This window comes from Streptomyces sp. NPDC059874 (assembly GCF_042731135.1).
Taxonomy (GTDB): domain Bacteria; phylum Actinomycetota; class Actinomycetes; order Streptomycetales; family Streptomycetaceae; genus Streptomyces.
Window position 1 is genome coordinate 63792 of record NZ_JBHWJY010000034.1, and the last position, 15840, is coordinate 79631.

At 70.1% G+C, this 15840-nt stretch carries 17 protein-coding genes and 2 tRNA genes; 6 read left to right on the top strand and 13 right to left on the bottom strand.

All coding sequences use genetic code 11. The features are described from left to right. Window positions 1-46: 46 nt before the first annotated feature. Both ACFV9H_RS20705 and ACFV9H_RS20710 read right to left on the bottom strand, forming a co-directional pair. Window positions 47-826, bottom strand: coding sequence for a class E sortase (locus ACFV9H_RS20705; protein ID WP_385400170.1), 780 nt, complete (start codon window positions 824-826; stop codon window positions 47-49). Beyond that, window positions 783-1571, bottom strand: a complete 789-nt coding sequence (locus tag ACFV9H_RS20710) for a DUF881 domain-containing protein (RefSeq protein ID WP_385400173.1) — start codon at window positions 1569-1571, stop codon at window positions 783-785. Before ACFV9H_RS20710 ends, ACFV9H_RS20705 begins: the two co-directional genes overlap by 44 nt. 91 nt (window positions 1572-1662) lie before the next feature. On the opposite strand from ACFV9H_RS20710, the gene crgA reads away from it, so the two are divergent. Beyond that, a complete protein-coding gene (gene crgA / locus ACFV9H_RS20715) occupies window positions 1663-1917 on the top strand; it encodes a cell division protein CrgA (RefSeq protein ID WP_329382439.1) in 255 nt (84 codons plus the stop codon). A gap of 115 nt (window positions 1918-2032) precedes the next feature. On the opposite strand, the gene ACFV9H_RS20720 is transcribed toward crgA, so the two are convergent. Continuing rightward, window positions 2033-2905 carry a rhomboid family intramembrane serine protease gene (locus ACFV9H_RS20720; RefSeq protein ID WP_385400176.1) on the bottom strand — a complete coding sequence of 291 codons (873 nt, stop codon included), beginning with the start codon at window positions 2903-2905 and terminating at the stop codon, window positions 2033-2035. A 21-nt stretch (window positions 2906-2926) separates the two neighbouring features. Then, window positions 2927-3454: a peptidylprolyl isomerase gene (locus ACFV9H_RS20725; RefSeq protein WP_385400218.1), complete on the bottom strand. Its 528-nt coding sequence runs from the start codon at window positions 3452-3454 to the stop codon at window positions 2927-2929. Window positions 3455-3628: 174 nt separating this feature from the next. On the opposite strand from ACFV9H_RS20725, the gene ACFV9H_RS20730 reads away from it, so the two are divergent. Continuing rightward, window positions 3629-4318, top strand: coding sequence for a DUF5324 family protein (locus ACFV9H_RS20730; RefSeq protein WP_385400179.1), 690 nt, complete (start codon window positions 3629-3631; stop codon window positions 4316-4318). Window positions 4319-4391: 73 nt separating this feature from the next. Here ACFV9H_RS20730 and ACFV9H_RS20735 read toward each other — a convergent pair whose 3' ends face one another. Together ACFV9H_RS20735 and ACFV9H_RS20740 are read right to left on the bottom strand one after the other, a co-directional pair. Next, window positions 4392-4934, bottom strand: a complete 543-nt coding sequence (locus tag ACFV9H_RS20735) for a LysM peptidoglycan-binding domain-containing protein (RefSeq protein WP_385400181.1) — start codon at window positions 4932-4934, stop codon at window positions 4392-4394. A 124-nt stretch (window positions 4935-5058) separates the two neighbouring features. Further along, a complete protein-coding gene (locus tag ACFV9H_RS20740; RefSeq protein WP_385400184.1) occupies window positions 5059-5538 on the bottom strand; it encodes a MarR family winged helix-turn-helix transcriptional regulator in 480 nt (159 codons plus the stop codon). Between the two features lie 111 nt (window positions 5539-5649). Between ACFV9H_RS20740 and ACFV9H_RS20745 the strand changes: the two genes are divergently transcribed. Then, window positions 5650-7113, top strand: a complete 1464-nt coding sequence (locus ACFV9H_RS20745) for an MFS transporter (RefSeq protein WP_385400186.1) — start codon at window positions 5650-5652, stop codon at window positions 7111-7113. A gap of 52 nt (window positions 7114-7165) precedes the next feature. Here the strand turns inward: ACFV9H_RS20745 and ACFV9H_RS20750 are convergent, their stop codons facing one another. Further along, on the bottom strand, window positions 7166-7738 hold the full coding sequence (locus ACFV9H_RS20750; RefSeq protein ID WP_385400189.1) for a flavodoxin family protein: 573 nt from the start codon (window positions 7736-7738) through the stop codon (window positions 7166-7168). Window positions 7739-7826: 88 nt separating this feature from the next. Between ACFV9H_RS20750 and ACFV9H_RS20755 the strand changes: the two genes are divergently transcribed. Beyond that, entirely contained in the window at window positions 7827-8363 is a 537-nt protein-coding gene (locus ACFV9H_RS20755) for a GNAT family N-acetyltransferase (RefSeq protein WP_385400191.1), read from the top strand. 56 nt (window positions 8364-8419) lie between these two features. Here the strand turns inward: ACFV9H_RS20755 and ACFV9H_RS20760 are convergent. Beyond that, window positions 8420-8492 (bottom strand) — tRNA-Ala (locus ACFV9H_RS20760). A gap of 161 nt (window positions 8493-8653) precedes the next feature. Here ACFV9H_RS20760 and ACFV9H_RS20765 point away from each other — a divergent pair. Together ACFV9H_RS20765 and ACFV9H_RS20770 are read left to right on the top strand one after the other, a co-directional pair. Next, window positions 8654-9202, top strand: a complete 549-nt coding sequence (locus ACFV9H_RS20765; protein WP_385400194.1) for a helix-turn-helix domain-containing protein — start codon at window positions 8654-8656, stop codon at window positions 9200-9202. A 47-nt stretch (window positions 9203-9249) separates the two neighbouring features. Then, a complete protein-coding gene (locus ACFV9H_RS20770) occupies window positions 9250-10593 on the top strand; it encodes a protein kinase (RefSeq protein ID WP_385400197.1) in 1344 nt (447 codons plus the stop codon). Here the strand turns inward: ACFV9H_RS20770 and ACFV9H_RS20775 are convergent. The 5 genes from ACFV9H_RS20775 to gyrA form a co-directional block, all read right to left on the bottom strand. Continuing rightward, window positions 10580-11890 carry a hypothetical protein gene (locus ACFV9H_RS20775; protein ID WP_385400200.1) on the bottom strand — a complete coding sequence of 437 codons (1311 nt, stop codon included), beginning with the start codon at window positions 11888-11890 and terminating at the stop codon, window positions 10580-10582. The two genes, ACFV9H_RS20770 and ACFV9H_RS20775, sit on opposite strands and share 14 nt — an antisense overlap. A gap of 122 nt (window positions 11891-12012) precedes the next feature. After that, complete coding sequence (locus ACFV9H_RS20780) at window positions 12013-12147, bottom strand: DLW-39 family protein (RefSeq protein ID WP_208809277.1); 135 nt, start codon at window positions 12145-12147, stop codon at window positions 12013-12015. A 145-nt stretch (window positions 12148-12292) separates the two neighbouring features. Next, window positions 12293-12366: transfer RNA gene (locus ACFV9H_RS20785), tRNA-Ile, on the bottom strand. Between the two features lie 83 nt (window positions 12367-12449). Beyond that, window positions 12450-12986 (bottom strand): DUF3566 domain-containing protein, encoded by a 537-nt coding sequence (locus tag ACFV9H_RS20790; protein WP_385400202.1) that lies wholly within the window; start codon window positions 12984-12986, stop codon window positions 12450-12452. Window positions 12987-13100: 114 nt separating this feature from the next. Then, window positions 13101-15713, bottom strand: a complete 2613-nt coding sequence (gene gyrA, locus ACFV9H_RS20795; RefSeq protein ID WP_385400205.1) for a DNA gyrase subunit A — start codon at window positions 15711-15713, stop codon at window positions 13101-13103. Between the last annotated feature and the right edge of the window lie 127 nt (window positions 15714-15840).

The following is a 15840-nucleotide window of genomic DNA, read 5'->3' on the forward strand; positions in this document are numbered from 1 at the left end:
GGGGGCGGTACGCGAACAGACTAAAGGCAGCGGCCCGGCGGGTGGGTCAGCTCGCCAAACCCTCCGGCCTCCCCTGGCTCACGACGCGCGTGCCCGTCAGTTCCGCCCAGACGACGAGGCGGTGGCTGTGGCCCCATTCCGGGTCGCAGGTGGTGAGCGTCAGATACCGGCCGGGGGTCGTGAACGGCGATCTCTTCGGCACCGGGTCGACGACCCCGACCTCGGTCGGCAGCGTGCGCAGGGGGCCGCCGCGCACGGTGTACGTGTACCAGGAGGTGGCGTCCTTGAGGATCACCTCGTCACCCGGGCGCAGCTCGGGGAAGTCCTTGAACGGGTCTCCGTACGTACGCCGGTGGCCGGCGACCGAAAAGTTCCCGGTGGCGCCGAGGCGGGCGGTGCCGGAGTAGTGGCCGAGGCCCTTCTTCAGCAGCTCGGGCTCGGTGCCCTCCAGGACGGGCTTGTTCCAGTCCCGGCCGAAGCGCGGGATGTACATCTCGGCGAAGGCCCGGCCCGCCGGGTAGCCCGCCGGCTCCGGGCCGGAGGGCGTGGCGGGCGCGGCGGGCGCGGCGGGCGCGGTGGGGGCTGCCGTCTGCGGGGCGGGCGCCGGGGCCGCGGCCGGAGCCGCCGCCCAGCGGTCGCGCAGGGCGGACATCTCCCCGTCCATGGCCAGGTCGGCCTTGACCCCGGTCCACAGCAACACGTACGCCACGAACAGCACGATCAAGGTGCCCGCGGTCAGGCACACCTCGCTGAACGTCCGTACCACCAGGCGCAGTACGACGTCAGGGCTGACTCGTTTCGGAGGAAGGACCGACCGGCTTCGCATAGTGGAGGTCCACTGTGCCGGAGTAGCCCGGAAGTGTCAGCGCCTTGTGCTCGTCCACTTTCCAGCCGAGCCCGTACGCGTTCACGTACAGCTGGTAGTTCTGCAGGGCCGGCGAGGCCGCCATCGCCTTGCGCAACGCGCCCGGGTCGCCGACCGCCGTCACCTTGTAGGGAGGGGAGTAGACCCGGCCCTGGAGGATCAGGGTGTTGCCCACGCAGCGCACCGCGCTGGTGGAGATGAGCCGCTGGTCCATGACCTGGATGCCCTCGGCACCGCCCTGCCACAGGGCGTTCACGACGGCCTGGAGGTCCTGCTGGTGGATGACCAGGTCGTTGGGCTGCGGCTCGGGCACGTTGGGGATGCGGGCGGTCGCGTTCGGCGGGGCGTCGTTGAGGGTGACCGTGAGCCCCTTGCCGGACAGCTCCTCGGTGCCGGAGGCCGCGCGCAGGGCGGCCAGCTTGGCGTCCTCGGCCTTGGTGCTGCCGTCGTCGCGCTCGGCGAGGGCGTCAACCCGACGGCGTACCGCACCCATGCTCTGCTCCAGCTCGGCGTTGTCCTGGCTGCGCTCGTGGATGAGGTCCGACAGCTTCAGCATCGAGGCGTCGGTCCGGATGTTCGTACCCTTGGAGGTGTTGAAACTGGTGACGAAGAGCAGCCCGGCCAGGGCGAAGACGGCGGCGGTCAGCAGCCGGACCGGTCTGGCCCGGCGTCGGGGACCCGCGGAGGAGTCGTCGGAATTGCTCAACGTACCCTTCTCCTTCAACGCCACAGGTCCACTACGCTAACGGACGCCCGGGGCAGGCAAGGTCCCCAGCCCATCGACAGGAGAGCCCCTCGTGCCGAAGTCACGTATCCGCAAGAAGGACGACTACACGCCGCCGCCGACTCGGCAGCCGCAGAGCATCCGGCTGACGAACCGCAGCTGGGTCGCTCCGGTCATGCTGGCGCTCTTCCTCATCGGACTCGCGTGGATCGTCGTTTTCTACGTGACCGAGACCCGGCTGCCCATCGAATCGCTGGGCAATTGGAACATCGTGGTTGGATTCGGATTTATCGCGGCGGGATTCGGCGTCTCCACGCAGTGGAAGTAGCACCGATCCGTCTCCGACGGAAGCTCTCCCCATGAGTTATCCACAGCGTCATCCACACCTGAGGAAAAGACAGAAGATCTGTGGATAACTCTGTGGAGAGTTGACGCCGGTGTGATCAGGTGAGTTCCGCCGTCCGGAGCAGGATCACCCCTGCGGCCAGCACGAACACCACCGCGCAGGTACCCCACTGGATCAATGTGCGATTCCTGCCGGTGGAGGGCCGCAGCATGCCCAGGCCCAGCAGTCCTCCGGTGATCAGGCCGCCTACATGGGCCTGCCAGGACACGGAGAGCGCGCCGCCGAGCGGCACGAAGGTCAGCACCAGCATCAGTACGACCATCACGATCACCGGCCGCATCTCGTAGCGCAGCCGGCGCACCAGGACGACGGTGGCGCCGAGCAGGCCGAAGATGGCGCCGGACGCGCCGAGGGTCGGGGTGTTCGGCGGGGTCAGCAGATAGACGAGGGCGCTGCCGCCGAGGCCCGAGAGCAGGTAGACGGCGAGGTAGCGGGCCCGGCCCAGCGCCGCTTCCAGCGGGCCGCCGATGAACCACAGGCCGATCATGTTGCCGACGAGGTGCCACCACTCGACGTGCAGGAACACCGAGGTCAACAGCCGGTGGTACTCGCCGGTGGCGATGCCTTCGGGGGGACCACCGGGCAGCCGGTACAGCCCGAGCAGCTCCAGTTGGACGGCGACGGCCGGGGCGATCAGCCCCACGAAGAACACCGCGACGTTGATCGCGATCAGGATCTTGGTGACCAGCTGGGGGTCGCCGGCGACCACCCCGCCCGCGAGGTTGCGCGGCGCGTTCGCGGTCGGGCGGTGCCCGGTGCCGGAGCCGTCACGGACGCATTCGGGGCACTGGAAGCCGACCGAGGCGCTGATCATGCACTCGGGGCAGATGGGACGCTCGCAGCGGGTGCAGCTGATGCCGGTGTCGCGGTCCGGGTGGCGGTAGCAGCGCGGCAGGCGGTCGGTGTCCATCGGGTCCCCCGGGCTCGTGGGTCAGCGCTTCTCGATGACGACGGAATGGATGACCACGTCTTCCACGGGCCGCTCGGTGCGCGGGTTCGTGGCGCTGGACGCGATGGCGTTCACGACCTGTCGGCCGGCCGGGTCGGTGACCTCGCCGAAGATGGTGTGCTTGCGGGTGAGCCAGGCGGTGGGCGCGACGGTGATGAAGAACTGCGAACCGTTGGTGCCCGGGCCGGCGTTGGCCATGGCGAGCAGGTAGGGCTTGGTGAAGGCCAGGTCGGGGTGGAACTCGTCGGCGAACTGGTAGCCGGGGCCGCCGGTGCCGTTCCCGAGCGGGTCGCCGCCCTGGATCATGAAGCCGCTGATCACGCGGTGGAAGACGGTGCCGTCGTAGAGCGGGTCCGTGGTCTTCTGGCCGTCGGTGGGGCGCGTCCACTCGCGGGCGCCGGTGGCGAGTTCCACGAAGTTGCGGACGGTCTTCGGAGCGAAATTCGGCAGCAGCTCGATCTCGATGTCGCCTTGGCTGGTCTTCAGGGTGGCATAGAGCTTCTCGGCCACGGATCTGCCTTCCATAGTCATCACTGTCGGTCCAGATGGTCGCACGGAGGGCTGTACGGCAGAGAAATCCTCCACCCGTATGCCCTGTCACGCATGCCGGCCCGCGATATGCCAGGCATGATCCGGGAAAGGGTGGAAAGGTGAACTGTGTCCACCGCCGAGGAGGAGGTTCCAGTGACCCGCAAGGACATGCACCTGGCCGCCGAGCACGCCAGGGAAGCCGTGAAGCACGCGGCGGAAGTGGTGGCGCCGTATGCGGGCACCGCCAAGGACGCGGCGGTGCACTACGCGCACGAGGCGAACGTGCTGCTGGCGCCGAAGGTGTCGCACGCGGCCCACGGCGCCGCGAAGCACGCTCGCATGACGTACGACAGCCATCTGCATCCCCGGATCCGGGCGGCGCGCACGCATGTGCCGCCGAACGTGGACCGGGCGGCGACGAGGGCGGTGCAGCAGACGCGCCTGGCGGCTCGTCAGGCCGCCGAGTACACGCAGCCGCGCATCGAGAGCGCGATCGCGGCGGCCACCCCGGTGGCCGAGGAGGCCGCTTCGCGGTCGACGGCGGCCCTGGCGGCGCTGCGCGGCCAGGTGTCGGCCAAGGAGGTGCAGAAGCTGGTGCGGCGCCATGAGCGGCGGGCGCGGACGGGTCGGTGGTTCAAGGGCCTCGCGCTGGCCGGCGTGGTGGCGGGCGGTGCTTTCGCGGCGTGGCGGTGGTGGGACCAGCAGGCGAACCCGGACTGGCTCGTCGAACCGCCGGCGGCGACGGAGCTGTCGGCGAGCGACGCGGAGCCGGCGAGCTTCGACGACGAGCTCGCGGAGAAGGAACGCGAGTCGGGGTCGTCCTTGGACGACAAGCAGTTCTGACGAGCGGTTCTGACGCACGGACGAGGGGCCCGGATCCTGTGGATCCGGGCCCCTCGTTCACGTTTGCGGGCCGTCAGCTGGGGAGGGTGAGGACCTGGCCCGGGCGGATGAGGTCGGGGTTGGGGCCGACGACGCCCTTGTTCATCGCGTAGAGCTCACGCCAGCGGGCCTCGTTGCCGAGTTCGCGGCGGGCGATCGCGGAGAGCGAGTCGCCCGGCTTGACGGTGTACGTGCGCTTCTTGGCCGCCGGCATCGGCTTGGCCGCCGGCGCCGCGGGGACGGCCTTGTGCGCGGCGGACGCCGGGGTCGGGGTGTGCGGGGCGCCCGGTGCGGCGCCGGCCGCGGCGGGCTTCGGCGGCATGGGGGTGGGCTTGGGGGCGACGGGCACGGCCTTGTGCGCGGCCGACCCGGGGGTGGGGGCGGCGGGGGCCGGCTTGGGGGGCGCGGCGGCCGCCATGCGTTCGGCGGCGGCCCTGGTGGCCGAGGCGGCGTCGGCCGCCGGGCTCGCGGCGGACTTGCCTCCTGCGGCCCTCTGCTGTTCGACCTGCTCCTTCGCCTTCTCGGCGGCCTCGTGTGCCTTCTTCTTGTCGGACTTCAGGAAGTCGAAGAGTCCCATGTGCGTACGCCTCCGGCGTGGTGGTGCCCCCCTCGGCGCGGTGCCTTCCTCCACTGTCTGACAGGGGGCGTCGGGCGGCCCCGTGACGGGGCCGTTCGGGGGATCCGCGGGGCGGCGGGGGCTATTACTGGCGGGCGCGGCGGGCCGGGCGGGGGCTCTCGGTGGGGGTGGCGAGGTCTCCTTCGACGAGGAGCCCGAGGACGCGCAGGAGGGACGTGCGGTCGCTCTCGGCGAGGGAGGCGAGGGCGTCGGCGTGGACCTGGTCGACGATGCCCTGGCTCCGGACGGCGACGGCGGCGCCCTCGTCGGTGACGGCGATGATGCGGGCCCGGCGGTCCTTGGTGGAGGGGCGGCGCTCGGCGAGTCCGGCCTTCTCCAGGGCGTCCACGGTGACGACCATCGTCGTCTTGTCCATGTCGCCGATCTCGGCGAGCTGGATCTGGGTGCGCTCCTCCTCCAGGGCGTGGACGAGGACGCAGTGCATGCGGGGGGTGAGGCCGATCTCGCCGAGGGCCGCTGCCATGCGGGTGCGCAGGACGTGGCTGGTGTGGTCCAGGAGGAAGGAGAGGTCGGGCTCGGTCCGGGTGGGTGCCATGGCGGTCATGGATCCACTCTACCGATCGATCCGAAGAAAATAGTCTGCAACGAAATCATCTGCTACGGTCATACCAGTCGCCCGCACCGACCGCCGCCGTCTCACCGACCGGAGAGTCCGATGTCTGCCGCGCTCGCTTCCGCTCCTCCCGCCACCTCCTCGGCGGCCGCCGCCGCGCCCCACGGGCTGCGCTCCCGCTGGACCGCCCTCGCCGTGCTCTCCACGGGCATGCTGATGACGATCCTCGACGGCAGCATCGTCACCGTGGCCATGCCGGCCATCCAGAACGACCTGGACTTCTCCCCGGCCGGCCTCAGCTGGGTCGTGAACGCCTACCTGATCGCCTTCGGCAGCCTGCTGCTCCTCGCCGGACGTCTCGGCGACCTGATCGGCCGCAAGCAGATGTTCCTGGCCGGGACCGCCGTCTTCACCGGCGCCTCGATGCTCGCCGGCTTCGCCGCCTCCCCCGCCGTGCTGATCGCCGCCCGCTTCCTGCAAGGGGTCGGCAGCGCGATGGCCTCCGCCGTCAGCCTCGGCATCCTGATCACCCTGTTCACCGAGTCCCGCGAGCGGGGCAAGGCGATCGCCGTGTTCTCCTTCACCGGCGCGGCCGGTGCCTCGCTCGGCCAGGTGCTCGGAGGTGTGCTGACCGAGGCCCTCGACTGGCACTGGGTCTTCTTCATCAACCTGCCCATCGGGCTCGCCGCCCTGTTGCTGGCGCTGCCCGCCCTGCCTGCCGGTCGGGGCCTGGGACTGGGCGCGGGTGCCGACGTACTCGGCGCGGTCCTGGTCACCGCCGGACTGATGCTCGGCATCTACACCGTGGTGAAGGTGGAGCAGTACGGCTGGGCCTCCACCCGCACCCTCGGCCTCGGCGCGCTCTCCCTGGTCCTGCTGGCCGTGTTCACCCTGCGCCAGTCCAAGGCCCGCACCCCGTTGGTACCGCTGCGGATCTTCCGCTCCCGCACGGTGGTCGGCGCGAACCTGGTGCAGATGCTGATGGTGGCCGCGCTGTTCTCCTTCCAGATCCTGGTCGCCCTCTACCTCCAGAGGGTGCTGGGCTACGGAGCCGCGGCCACCGGGCTGGCGATGCTTCCCGCCGCCCTGGTGATCGGCGCGGTCTCCCTCGGTGTCTCCGCCCGGCTGAACGCCCGCTTCGGAGAGCGGCGTGTCCTGCTCGCCGGGCTCGGCCTGCTCGTCGTGGCCCTCGGGCTGCTGACTCGGCTGCCGGTGCGCGCCGACTACGTGACCGACCTGCTGCCGGTGATGCTGCTGGCCGCCGGCTTCGGTCTGGCGCTGCCGGCCCTGACCACGCTGGGCATGTCCGGCGCCGACGAGCGCGACGCCGGACTCGCCTCGGGGCTGTTCAACACCACCGCGCAGATCGGGATGGCCCTGGGCGTGGCGGTCCTCTCCACCCTGGCGGCCTCCCGTACCGAGTCCCTGACCCTGAGCGGCAGTTCGCCGGCCAAGGCCCTTACCGGCGGCTACCACCTGGCCTTCGGAATCGGCGCCGCGCTCCTGCTGACCGCGATCGTGCTGACGGCGACCCTGCTGCGGTCAGAGGGCACCCCCCGGCGATAGCCATCGATGTTTCACGTGAAACATCGACCCGCGCTGAACGACCGTGAGCCCCTCACACCGTGAGGGGCTCACGGTCGTTCAGGAAGAAGGTGTCGGCGCTGCGCAGCGCCTCGGTGTCGCCCCGGACCGTGCAGGGGGCGTTGCCGCGGCCGAGCAGGGATCCGCCCCAGTGCATGCCCATGTAGCCGGCGGTGTGGCGCAGGGTCCCGATCAGCGGGTCGGCCACCGAGATGTCCTCGGTGGCCAGGGAGGTGATGCTCCACAGGGTCTTGCCGGCCATCCGCGGCTTGAAGTCCAGGTCCGGCACCCGCATCCAGCCCGACCAGTGGTCGAGGTAGAGCTGTGCTGTGGCCGGGAGGCTGTACCAGTACAGCGGCGCGGCGAAGACCAGGTCGGTGGCGGAGAGGGTGGAGTCGAGGAGCAGCCTGGCGTTGCCCTCGGGTTCGGGGTAGATGCCGGCGCCGTCGTGGCGGCGGTCCTCGAAGGCCGGGATCGGCAGGTCCTTCAGCCGGATCCACTCCTGCTCGACACCGTCCGGGAGGGCGGCGGCCGCCTGACGGGCAAGGGTCTCGGTATTGCCGTCCAGGCGGGTGCTGGCCAGCAGGAACACGAACTTGCGGGTCATTCTCGAATGTCTCCAAGTCATGTGGTGATGAACCAGTACGCGGCCGCTGCCGGCCGACGGCACAGTAAACGTTGTTATCGTCCGGAACATGCCTGAACTCGTCGCTCCCACTCCCCGCCTGCACGCTTCCTGGCTCGAGGCGCGTGAGGAGTGGGGTCCCGACGCCCACATGGACGGGGCCGGTCTCGGCTCCGAGGACGACGTGGACAGCCCGGAGGGGTTCGCGGCCTGGACGCGGAAGCTGCGCGGCCACTCGGATCGCACCGTGCCGGTCGAGCAGGGCCGCGTGCACGCCACGTACTGGTGGATCGCCGAGGGCGACACCTATCTGGGCGCCATCGATCTGCGGCACTACCTGAACGCGTTCCTCCTCGACGCCGGCGGCCACATCGGCTACAGCGTCCGCCCCTCGGCCCGCCGCCGGGGTCTGGCCGGCTGGGCGCTGCGCGAGGTGCTGTACGAGGCCCGGGTCCTGGGCATGGACCGGGTCCTGCTGACCTGCGACCCGGACAACACCGCTTCCGTGCGCACGATCGAGGCGAACGGCGGCGTCCTGGAGGACGTCCGCGAGACCTTGATCGGTCCCAAGCGCCGCTATTGGATCGAGCTCCACCCGGCCCGGTAAACGAGAAAGAGGTCCCCCGACTCGCGTTTCCGCAGGTCGGGGGACCTCTTGTGATGTGGAGCCTAGGAGATTCGAACTCCTGACATCTGCCTTGCAAAGGCAGCGCTCTACCAACTGAGCTAAGGCCCCATGGAACTGGACGCAGCTGTCCCCGGAAAAAGTGGGGTCGTTCCGCAGAACAGAGTACCGGGTGTACCCCCTCATCTCGCAAAATGATAGGGACTCCCGCCCCGCGACCACTCTCCGTAAGATGCTCGCGAGGTTCGCACCAGCGAAGGGGAGTAGTAAGAGTGGACGCAGTTCAGCAAGAGGCCACGGCCAGAGCCAGAGAGCTTCAGCGCAGTTGGTACGGGGAGCCGCTCGGAGCGCTCTTCCGCCGGCTCATAGATGACCTCGGCTTGAACCAGGCCCGCCTCGCTGCCGTGCTCGGACTGTCGGCGCCCATGCTGTCCCAGCTGATGAGCGGCCAGCGCGCCAAGATCGGCAACCCGGCCGTGGTGCAGCGCGTCCAGGCGCTCCAGGATCTCGCCGGCCAGGTGGCCGACGGAAGCGTCAGCGCGGCGGAGGCCACCGACCGGATGGACGAGATCAAGAAGACCCAGGGGGGTTCCGTCCTCAGCAACAGCGGCCAGACCCCCACGAGTTCCGGTGCTCCCACCGTCAAGCGGGTCGTCCGCGAGATCCAGTCGCTGCTGCGCTCGGTCTCCGCCGCCGGCGACATCATCGACGCGGCGGACTCCCTCGCCCCCAGCCACCCGGAACTGGCAGAGTTTCTCCGGGTGTACGGAGCGGGCCGCACCGCCGACGCGGTCGCCCACTACGAGGCGCACCAGAACTGAACGACAGACGGACAAGCCGACAACGGTGACGGGGGACGGGCACAGCGATGGGTGAGATCTTCGCCGGCCGGTACGAGCTGATCGATCCGATCGGACGTGGTGGCGCGGGTGCCGTGTGGCGGGCCTGGGACCACCGGCGTCGCCGGTACGTCGCCGCGAAGGTCCTGCTGCAGAGCGATGCCCACACGCTGCTGCGGTTCGTCCGGGAACAGGCTCTGCGCATCGATCACCCGCACGTCCTGGCCCCGGCCAGCTGGGCGGCGGACGACGACAAGGTCCTGTTCACGATGGACCTGGTCAGCGGCGGCTCCCTCGCGCACGTGATCGGTGACTACGGTCCCCTGCCGCCCCGTTTCGTGTGCGCGCTGCTCGACCAGCTCCTGTCGGGGCTGGCGGCGGTGCACGCGGAGGGCGTCGTCCACCGCGACATCAAACCGGCCAACATCCTGATGGAGGCCACCGGGACCGGGCGACCGCACCTGCGGCTGTCCGACTTCGGCATCTCGATGCGCAAGGGCGAGCCCCGGCTGACCGAGACCAACTACGTGGTCGGCACGCCCGGTTACTTCGCCCCCGAACAACTCCTCGGCGCGGAGCCGGACTTCCCCGCCGACCTCTTCGCCGTCGGACTCGTCGGCCTGTACCTGCTGCAGGGCCGCAAGCCCGATTCCCAGGCCCTGGTGGAACACTTCCTCGCCCACGGGACCCCCGGCGCCCCCGAAGGGGTTCCGGCGCCGCTGTGGGAGGTCCTGGCCGCTCTGCTGCAGCCGGACCCCCAGAGCCGGTTCAAGACCGCCACGGGGGCGCGCAAGGCCCTTGCCGAGGCCGTGGAGCTGCTGGTGCCGCCCGCCCCGGACGAGGATCCGGTGGAGGTCTTCGACCAACTCGGCCCGCTCCCGGGCGGTTTCGGCCCCGACGGGCCGCTGACCACCGCGGCGGTCACCCCGGAAGCGCCGACCGCGGGCATGGCGGGCCTGGCGCCGGCAAGCGGTTCCGCGTCCGTCACGGTGGCCGCCGAACCCACCCGCACCGACCCGCGCGGTACGGCGGCGACCGCGACCCCGACCTCGCCGACGGCGCCCACCACCCCGTACCCGGCCGGACCCGCGCAAGCGCCGGCGGCCGGTTCCGGGTACGCCCCCTCGTTCGGGTCTCCGTACGACCAGGCGGCCGCGGCGCCTCAGGTCCCGGCGCAGGCGCCCGCGTACGGTCCCTCGGAGACGGGGAGCTTCCACCTGCCGCCGCCGGCTTCACCGGCACCGCGCGGCACGGCCTCCCCGCCCACCCGGCGCGGCTCGGTGGCCCCGCCGTCCCCGAAGGCCGTCGCCGTCCTCCTCGCCTCCGCGCTGCTCTGCTTCGCGGTCGGCGTGTGGGCCCTCACGCAGACGTAGCCCCGCGGCCCCGCCGCCCGAGCAGCGTCCAGCCGCCCAGCACCAGCAGCAACACCGTCCCGGTACCGAAGCCGGCCACCGCCACCACCCGCATCACCGCGGCGTTCCCGGCGGCGTCGGCGGCCTCCGGGGCGGTGAGTCCCTCCTTGGCGGCGGCCAGGTCCTCCGCGCCGACCCCGAAGCCGCCCGCGGCCAAGGCCTCCTTGTACGCGGGCGCCTTGCCCGGGGTGCCGGTGACGTCCACCCGCAGGGTCATCGGCACCGGCGTCGCGTCCTCGGTGAACTCGGCGACCTTCTCGCCCATGGTCACCGCGACGTAGTACCAGCCGGCGATCGACGCGTGCTCGACGTCCTTGTCACTGGAGAAGCGGTTCTCGTAGGCCACCGGCGGCGTCTTCTCCAGGATGACCCCGGCCTGCTTGCCGTCGTAGAAGGTGTCCTTGTACGAGACCAGCCCCCGGTACGGGCTGTACAGCGAGACGGCGAGCCCGCCCGCGGCCGATCCGGACGACCTGGTCAGCGTGGCCGCGGACAGCTCGGCGCCCAGGCCCAGCTGCCGGCCCCAGTCCAGCGGCACCCGGTACCAGCGGGTCTGCCCGGGCCGCAGCTCGTCGCGCCACACCCCCGCGCTCAGCGCCCGGGCGTCGTTGAAGCCGGTGCCGCCACTGCGCACCGCGGCCTCGGTGCCGGGCAGGGTCGCGGCCCCCGAGGGCCAGGCGCTGGGCGCGGCCGTGGGGCCGCCGGGGCCGCGGCCGGGCTCGCGCTGCACGCGGAGTTCGAGCGGCCAGTCGCCCTGGTCGGAGCCCTTGGCCGAGGTGCGGGTGACCTTGACGTAGTAGACGCCGCCGGGCGCGCAGTCGTGGTCCTCCACGCCCCACCGCACGCCGACGGCGCTGATCGGCACCGCGTCGTATCCGAAGCCGGCGTGGCCGCGGGAGCCCGGGCAGGAGCGCCCGGTGGTGGTCATGACCTCCACCTCGATGCCGTCGCCGGACGAGATCTTGGCCCCGGGTCCGGGCCGCACCACGGCGGAGACGTACACGTTGGACTGGTCCGGCTTCAGCACGAGCCGGTAGACGCGGTCTCCGGGGCCGAGCTTGTCCGCGTACACGTTCCCGGCCACCAGCTCCGGGGCGTCCGCCGAGGAGGGCTTGCCCTCGACCGGCTTCGCGCCGTCGGCTGCGCGGTACGTGGGCAGCGGCTGGGGCACCGCCCCGGCGGCCCGCGCCACCCCCGGCACACCCGCGACCACCAGGCCCAGGGCCGCCGCTCCCATCGTCGTCCGTACCCGACCCATCACGCCCACCCCGAGTTTGCTAGCGCAAGCCAAATCTTTGCATAACGGAAGTTTTCGTCACAGAACAGCACAAAGCCCCGGCCGCAGCGGCAGCCGGGGCTTCATGAGATCAGCCTTCGGTCTCACACACCGGAACCAGAGGGCACGGAGTCAGTTGCCTCCGTCCACAGGTCCTGCTCGGCGCGGTCCGCCTGGATCTGGCGGTACACGAGGAGCCCGCCGATGGCGGCCAGTGCGACCAGGAGCAGCTTCTTCACCGCGCGACCTCGTCTTTCGTTGACGTAGGGGACTTCTGAAGCCCAACAATACACACGGACCGATACCGTTCGGTGACCTGTCGGCCCACCAACTGGCCCAACGACAAAGACCCCCAGGCCTAGGGCCTGGGGGTCTTCGACACTGTGGGGCTAACAGGATTTGAACCTGTGGCCTCATCCTTATCAGGGATGCGCTCTAACCAACTGAGCTATAGCCCCATCCGCGCTGCGCGCTGACTCCTGAAGATTAGCGCACAGACGCGGTAGCTCCAAAATCGGTTACTCGCAGGCGTCTGCGCAGGTCACTCGTCTTCGGCGAGCGTGAGCTCCACACCGCCGACGAAGCCCGCCGACAGGTTGTAGATGAACGCGCCGAGCGTCGCCAGCGCCGTCGCGAGCACCACGTCGATGACCGCGATCACCGACGTGAAGATCACCACGCGCGGCAGCGACAGGAAGGACTGGAGGTCGAAACCGTTGCTCTCGTTCGAGCCGGTCGCCTCGCTGATCGTGCCGCCGACGGTCGAGAAGACGCCCATCGCGTCCATGACCATCCACAGCACCACCGCCGCGACGATCGTGCAGATGCCCAGCGCGATCGACAGCAGGAAGCTGACCTTCATCACCGACCACGGGTCGGCCTTGGCCACCCGCAGCCGCGCCTTGCGCGTCCTGGGGGCCGTACGGACCCCCGTGCGCGGCTTGCGCTGCGCGGCGGGGCCCCCGCCCGGGCGGGGCGCGCCCGGGCCCTGGGGCGCCGTGTACGCCTGCGGCGGCTGGTACGGCGGCTGCGTCGGGGCCGCGCCGGCCGGCGGCTGCGGTCCTCGGGTTTCCGTCACGGTTGTCCCCCTGCCTTCGGCGGTGGTGCCCCCACCCTGGGAGTCCGCGGCGGGGCCACGGGCACCGTTCTCTCCAGTCTTGGCCGGTCCGGCGCCCGTGGCTCCACTCACGACTTACTCCTCGTGCTCCCCGGCCGAAGGCTGCGTGCCCTCGGCGGCCTCGGCGACCTGTCCTTCGGCCGCCTCGGTCCCAGTCTCGGTTTCGATCTCGTCCACCTCGTCGGCCTCCTGGCCGGCTTCGGCGTTACGAGCGATGCCCACCACGGCATCTTTCTTGCCCAGGTTGATCAGCTGGACGCCCATGGTGTCACGGCCGGTCTCCCTGACTTCGTTGACTCGCGTACGAATTACACCACCGCTGAGGGTGATTGCGAGGATTTCGTCGGTTTCGTGCACCACGAGTGCGCCCACGAGCGACCCGCGGTCCTCCACGATCTTCGCGGCCTTGATGCCCAGACCGCCACGACCCTGGACGCGGTACTCGTCGACCGGCGTCCGCTTGGCGTAGCCGCCGTCGGTCGCGGTGAAGACGAACGTACCCGGCCGGACAACGCTCATGGAGAGCAGTTCGTCACCCTCGCGGAAACTCATGCCCTTCACGCCCGAGGTCGCGCGGCCCATCGGACGCAGCGCGTCGTCGGTCGCCGTGAAGCGGATCGACTGCGCCTTCTTGCTGATCAACAGCAGGTCGTCCTCGGCGGACACCAGCTCCGCGCCGATCAGCTCGTCATCGCTGCCGTCCTCGGTCTCCCGGAGGTTGATCGCGATCACACCACCCGAACGGGGCGAGTCGTAGTCCTTGAGCGCCGTCTTCTTCACCAGGCCGCCCTTGGTGGCCAGGATCAGGTAGGGCGCCGCCTCGTAGTCGCGGATCGCGAGGATCTGGGCGATCTTCTCGTCCGGCTGGAAGGCCAGCAGGTTCGCCACGTGCTGCCCGCGCGCGTCACGGCCGGCGTCCGGCAGCTCGTACGCCTTGGACCGGTAGACCCGACCCTTGTTCGTGAAGAACAGCAGCCAGTGGTGCGTGGTGGACACGAAGAAGTGGTCGACCAGGTCGTCCTGCTTCAGCTTCGTGCCGCGCACACCCTTGCCGCCGCGCTTCTGCGAACGGTAGTCCTCGGTCTTGGTGCGCTTGACGTAACCGCCGTGCGTGATCGTGACGACGATGTCCTCTTCGGCGATCAGGTCCTCGATGGACATGTCACCGTCGAAGGGCACCAGCTTGGAGCGCCGGTCGTCGCCGAACTTCTCGACGATCGCCGCCAGCTCCTCGCTCACGATCGAACGCTGACGCTCCTCCGAGGCCAGGATCGCGTTGTACTCGTTGATCTTCGCCTGGAGCTCGTCGTGCTCGGCGACGATCTTCTGCCGCTCCAGCGCCGCCAGACGCCGCAGCTGCATCTCCAGGATCGCGTTCGCCTGGATCTCGTCGATCTCCAGCAGGCCCATCAGGCCCTCGCGCGCGATCTCGACCGTGTTGCTGCGCCGGATCAGCGCGATGACCTCGTCGATCGCGTCGAGCGCCTTCAGCAGACCGCGCAGGATGTGCGCGCGCTCCTCCGCCTTGCGCAGACGGAACCGCGTACGCCGGACGATGACCTCGATCTGGTGCTGCACCCAGTGCCGGATGAACGCGTCGATCGACAGCGTGCGCGGCACGCCGTCCACCAGCGCCAGCATGTTCGCGCCGAAGTTCGTCTGCAGATCGGTGTGCTTGTACAGGTTGTTCAGCACGACCTTGGCGACGGCGTCGCGCTTGAGGACGATCACCAGGCGCTGACCGGTGCGCGACGAGGTCTCGTCACGGACGTCGGCGATGCCGCCGATCTTCCCGTCCTTCACCAGGTCGGCGATCTTCTGCGCCAGGTTGTCGGGGTTGGTCTGGTACGGAAGCTCCGTCACCACCAGGCACTGGCGGTTCTGGATCTCCTCGACCTCCACCACCGCGCGCATCGTGATGGAGCCGCGACCGGTCCGGTACGCCTCCTCGATGCCCTTGCGGCCCACGACCAGGGCACCCGACGGGAAGTCCGGGCCCTTGATCCGCTCCAGGAGCGCGTCCAGGAGCTCCTCGTGCGAGGCCTCCGGGTGCTCCAGCGCCCACTGGGCGCCGGCCGCGACCTCGCGCAGGTTGTGCGGCGGGATGTTGGTGGCCATGCCGACCGCGATACCGGCCGAACCGTTGACCAGCAGGTTCGGGAAGCGCGCCGGCAGGACCGTCGGCTCCTGGTTGCGGCCGTCGTAGTTGTCCGTGAAGTCGACGGTCTCCTCGTCGATGTCCCGGAGCATCTCCATGGCCTGCGGCATCAGCTTGCACTCGGTGTAGCGCATCGCGGCCGCCGGGTCGTTGCCCGGAGAACCGAAGTTGCCGTTGCTGTCCACCAGCGGCATGCGCATCGACCACGGCTGGGCCAGGCGGACCAGGGCGTCGTAGATCGAGGAGTCACCGTGCGGGTGGTACGTACCCATGACGTCACCGACGACACGGGCGCACTTGTAGAAGCCCTTCTCGGGCCGGTAACCGCCGTCGTACATCGCGTACAGCACACGACGGTGGACGGGCTTGAGACCGTCCCGCACGTCGGGCAGCGCACGCGAGACGATGACGGACATCGCGTAGTCGAGGTAGGAGCGCTGCATCTCCGTCTCGAGCCCGACGGGCTCGATCCGCAGCACGGGCTGGTCCTCTTCGGTGTTCTCGGCGGTGGGAGTGGTTTCGTCGGCCATCGCTGGTCAAAGATCCTTTCAGGCGGTCAGCAGAGACCGACTCAGATGTCGAGGAAGCGGACGTCCTTGGCGTTGCGCTGGATGAAGGAGCGTCGAGCCTCGACGTCCTCGCCCATCAGCACCGAGA

What these genes read in the sequence shown, in the direction of transcription:
- ACFV9H_RS20740 (WP_385400184.1), bottom strand. Translation starts at nt 5,538, where the DNA reads ATGACCGCCATGGCACCCACCCGGACCGAGCCCGACCTCTCCTTCCTC.
- ACFV9H_RS20775 (WP_385400200.1), bottom strand. Translation starts at nt 11,890, where the DNA reads ATGGGTCGGGTACGGACGACGATGGGAGCGGCGGCCCTGGGCCTGGTG.
- ACFV9H_RS20755 (WP_385400191.1), top strand. Translation starts at nt 7,827, where the DNA reads ATGCCTGAACTCGTCGCTCCCACTCCCCGCCTGCACGCTTCCTGGCTC.
- ACFV9H_RS20705 (WP_385400170.1), bottom strand. Translation starts at nt 826, where the DNA reads ATGCGAAGCCGGTCGGTCCTTCCTCCGAAACGAGTCAGCCCTGACGTC.
- ACFV9H_RS20745 (WP_385400186.1), top strand. Translation starts at nt 5,650, where the DNA reads ATGTCTGCCGCGCTCGCTTCCGCTCCTCCCGCCACCTCCTCGGCGGCC.
- gyrA (WP_385400205.1), bottom strand. Translation starts at nt 15,713, where the DNA reads ATGGCCGACGAAACCACTCCCACCGCCGAGAACACCGAAGAGGACCAG.
- ACFV9H_RS20770 (WP_385400197.1), top strand. Translation starts at nt 9,250, where the DNA reads ATGGGTGAGATCTTCGCCGGCCGGTACGAGCTGATCGATCCGATCGGA.
- ACFV9H_RS20720 (WP_385400176.1), bottom strand. Translation starts at nt 2,905, where the DNA reads ATGGACACCGACCGCCTGCCGCGCTGCTACCGCCACCCGGACCGCGAC.
- ACFV9H_RS20735 (WP_385400181.1), bottom strand. Translation starts at nt 4,934, where the DNA reads ATGGGACTCTTCGACTTCCTGAAGTCCGACAAGAAGAAGGCACACGAG.
- ACFV9H_RS20750 (WP_385400189.1), bottom strand. Translation starts at nt 7,738, where the DNA reads ATGACCCGCAAGTTCGTGTTCCTGCTGGCCAGCACCCGCCTGGACGGC.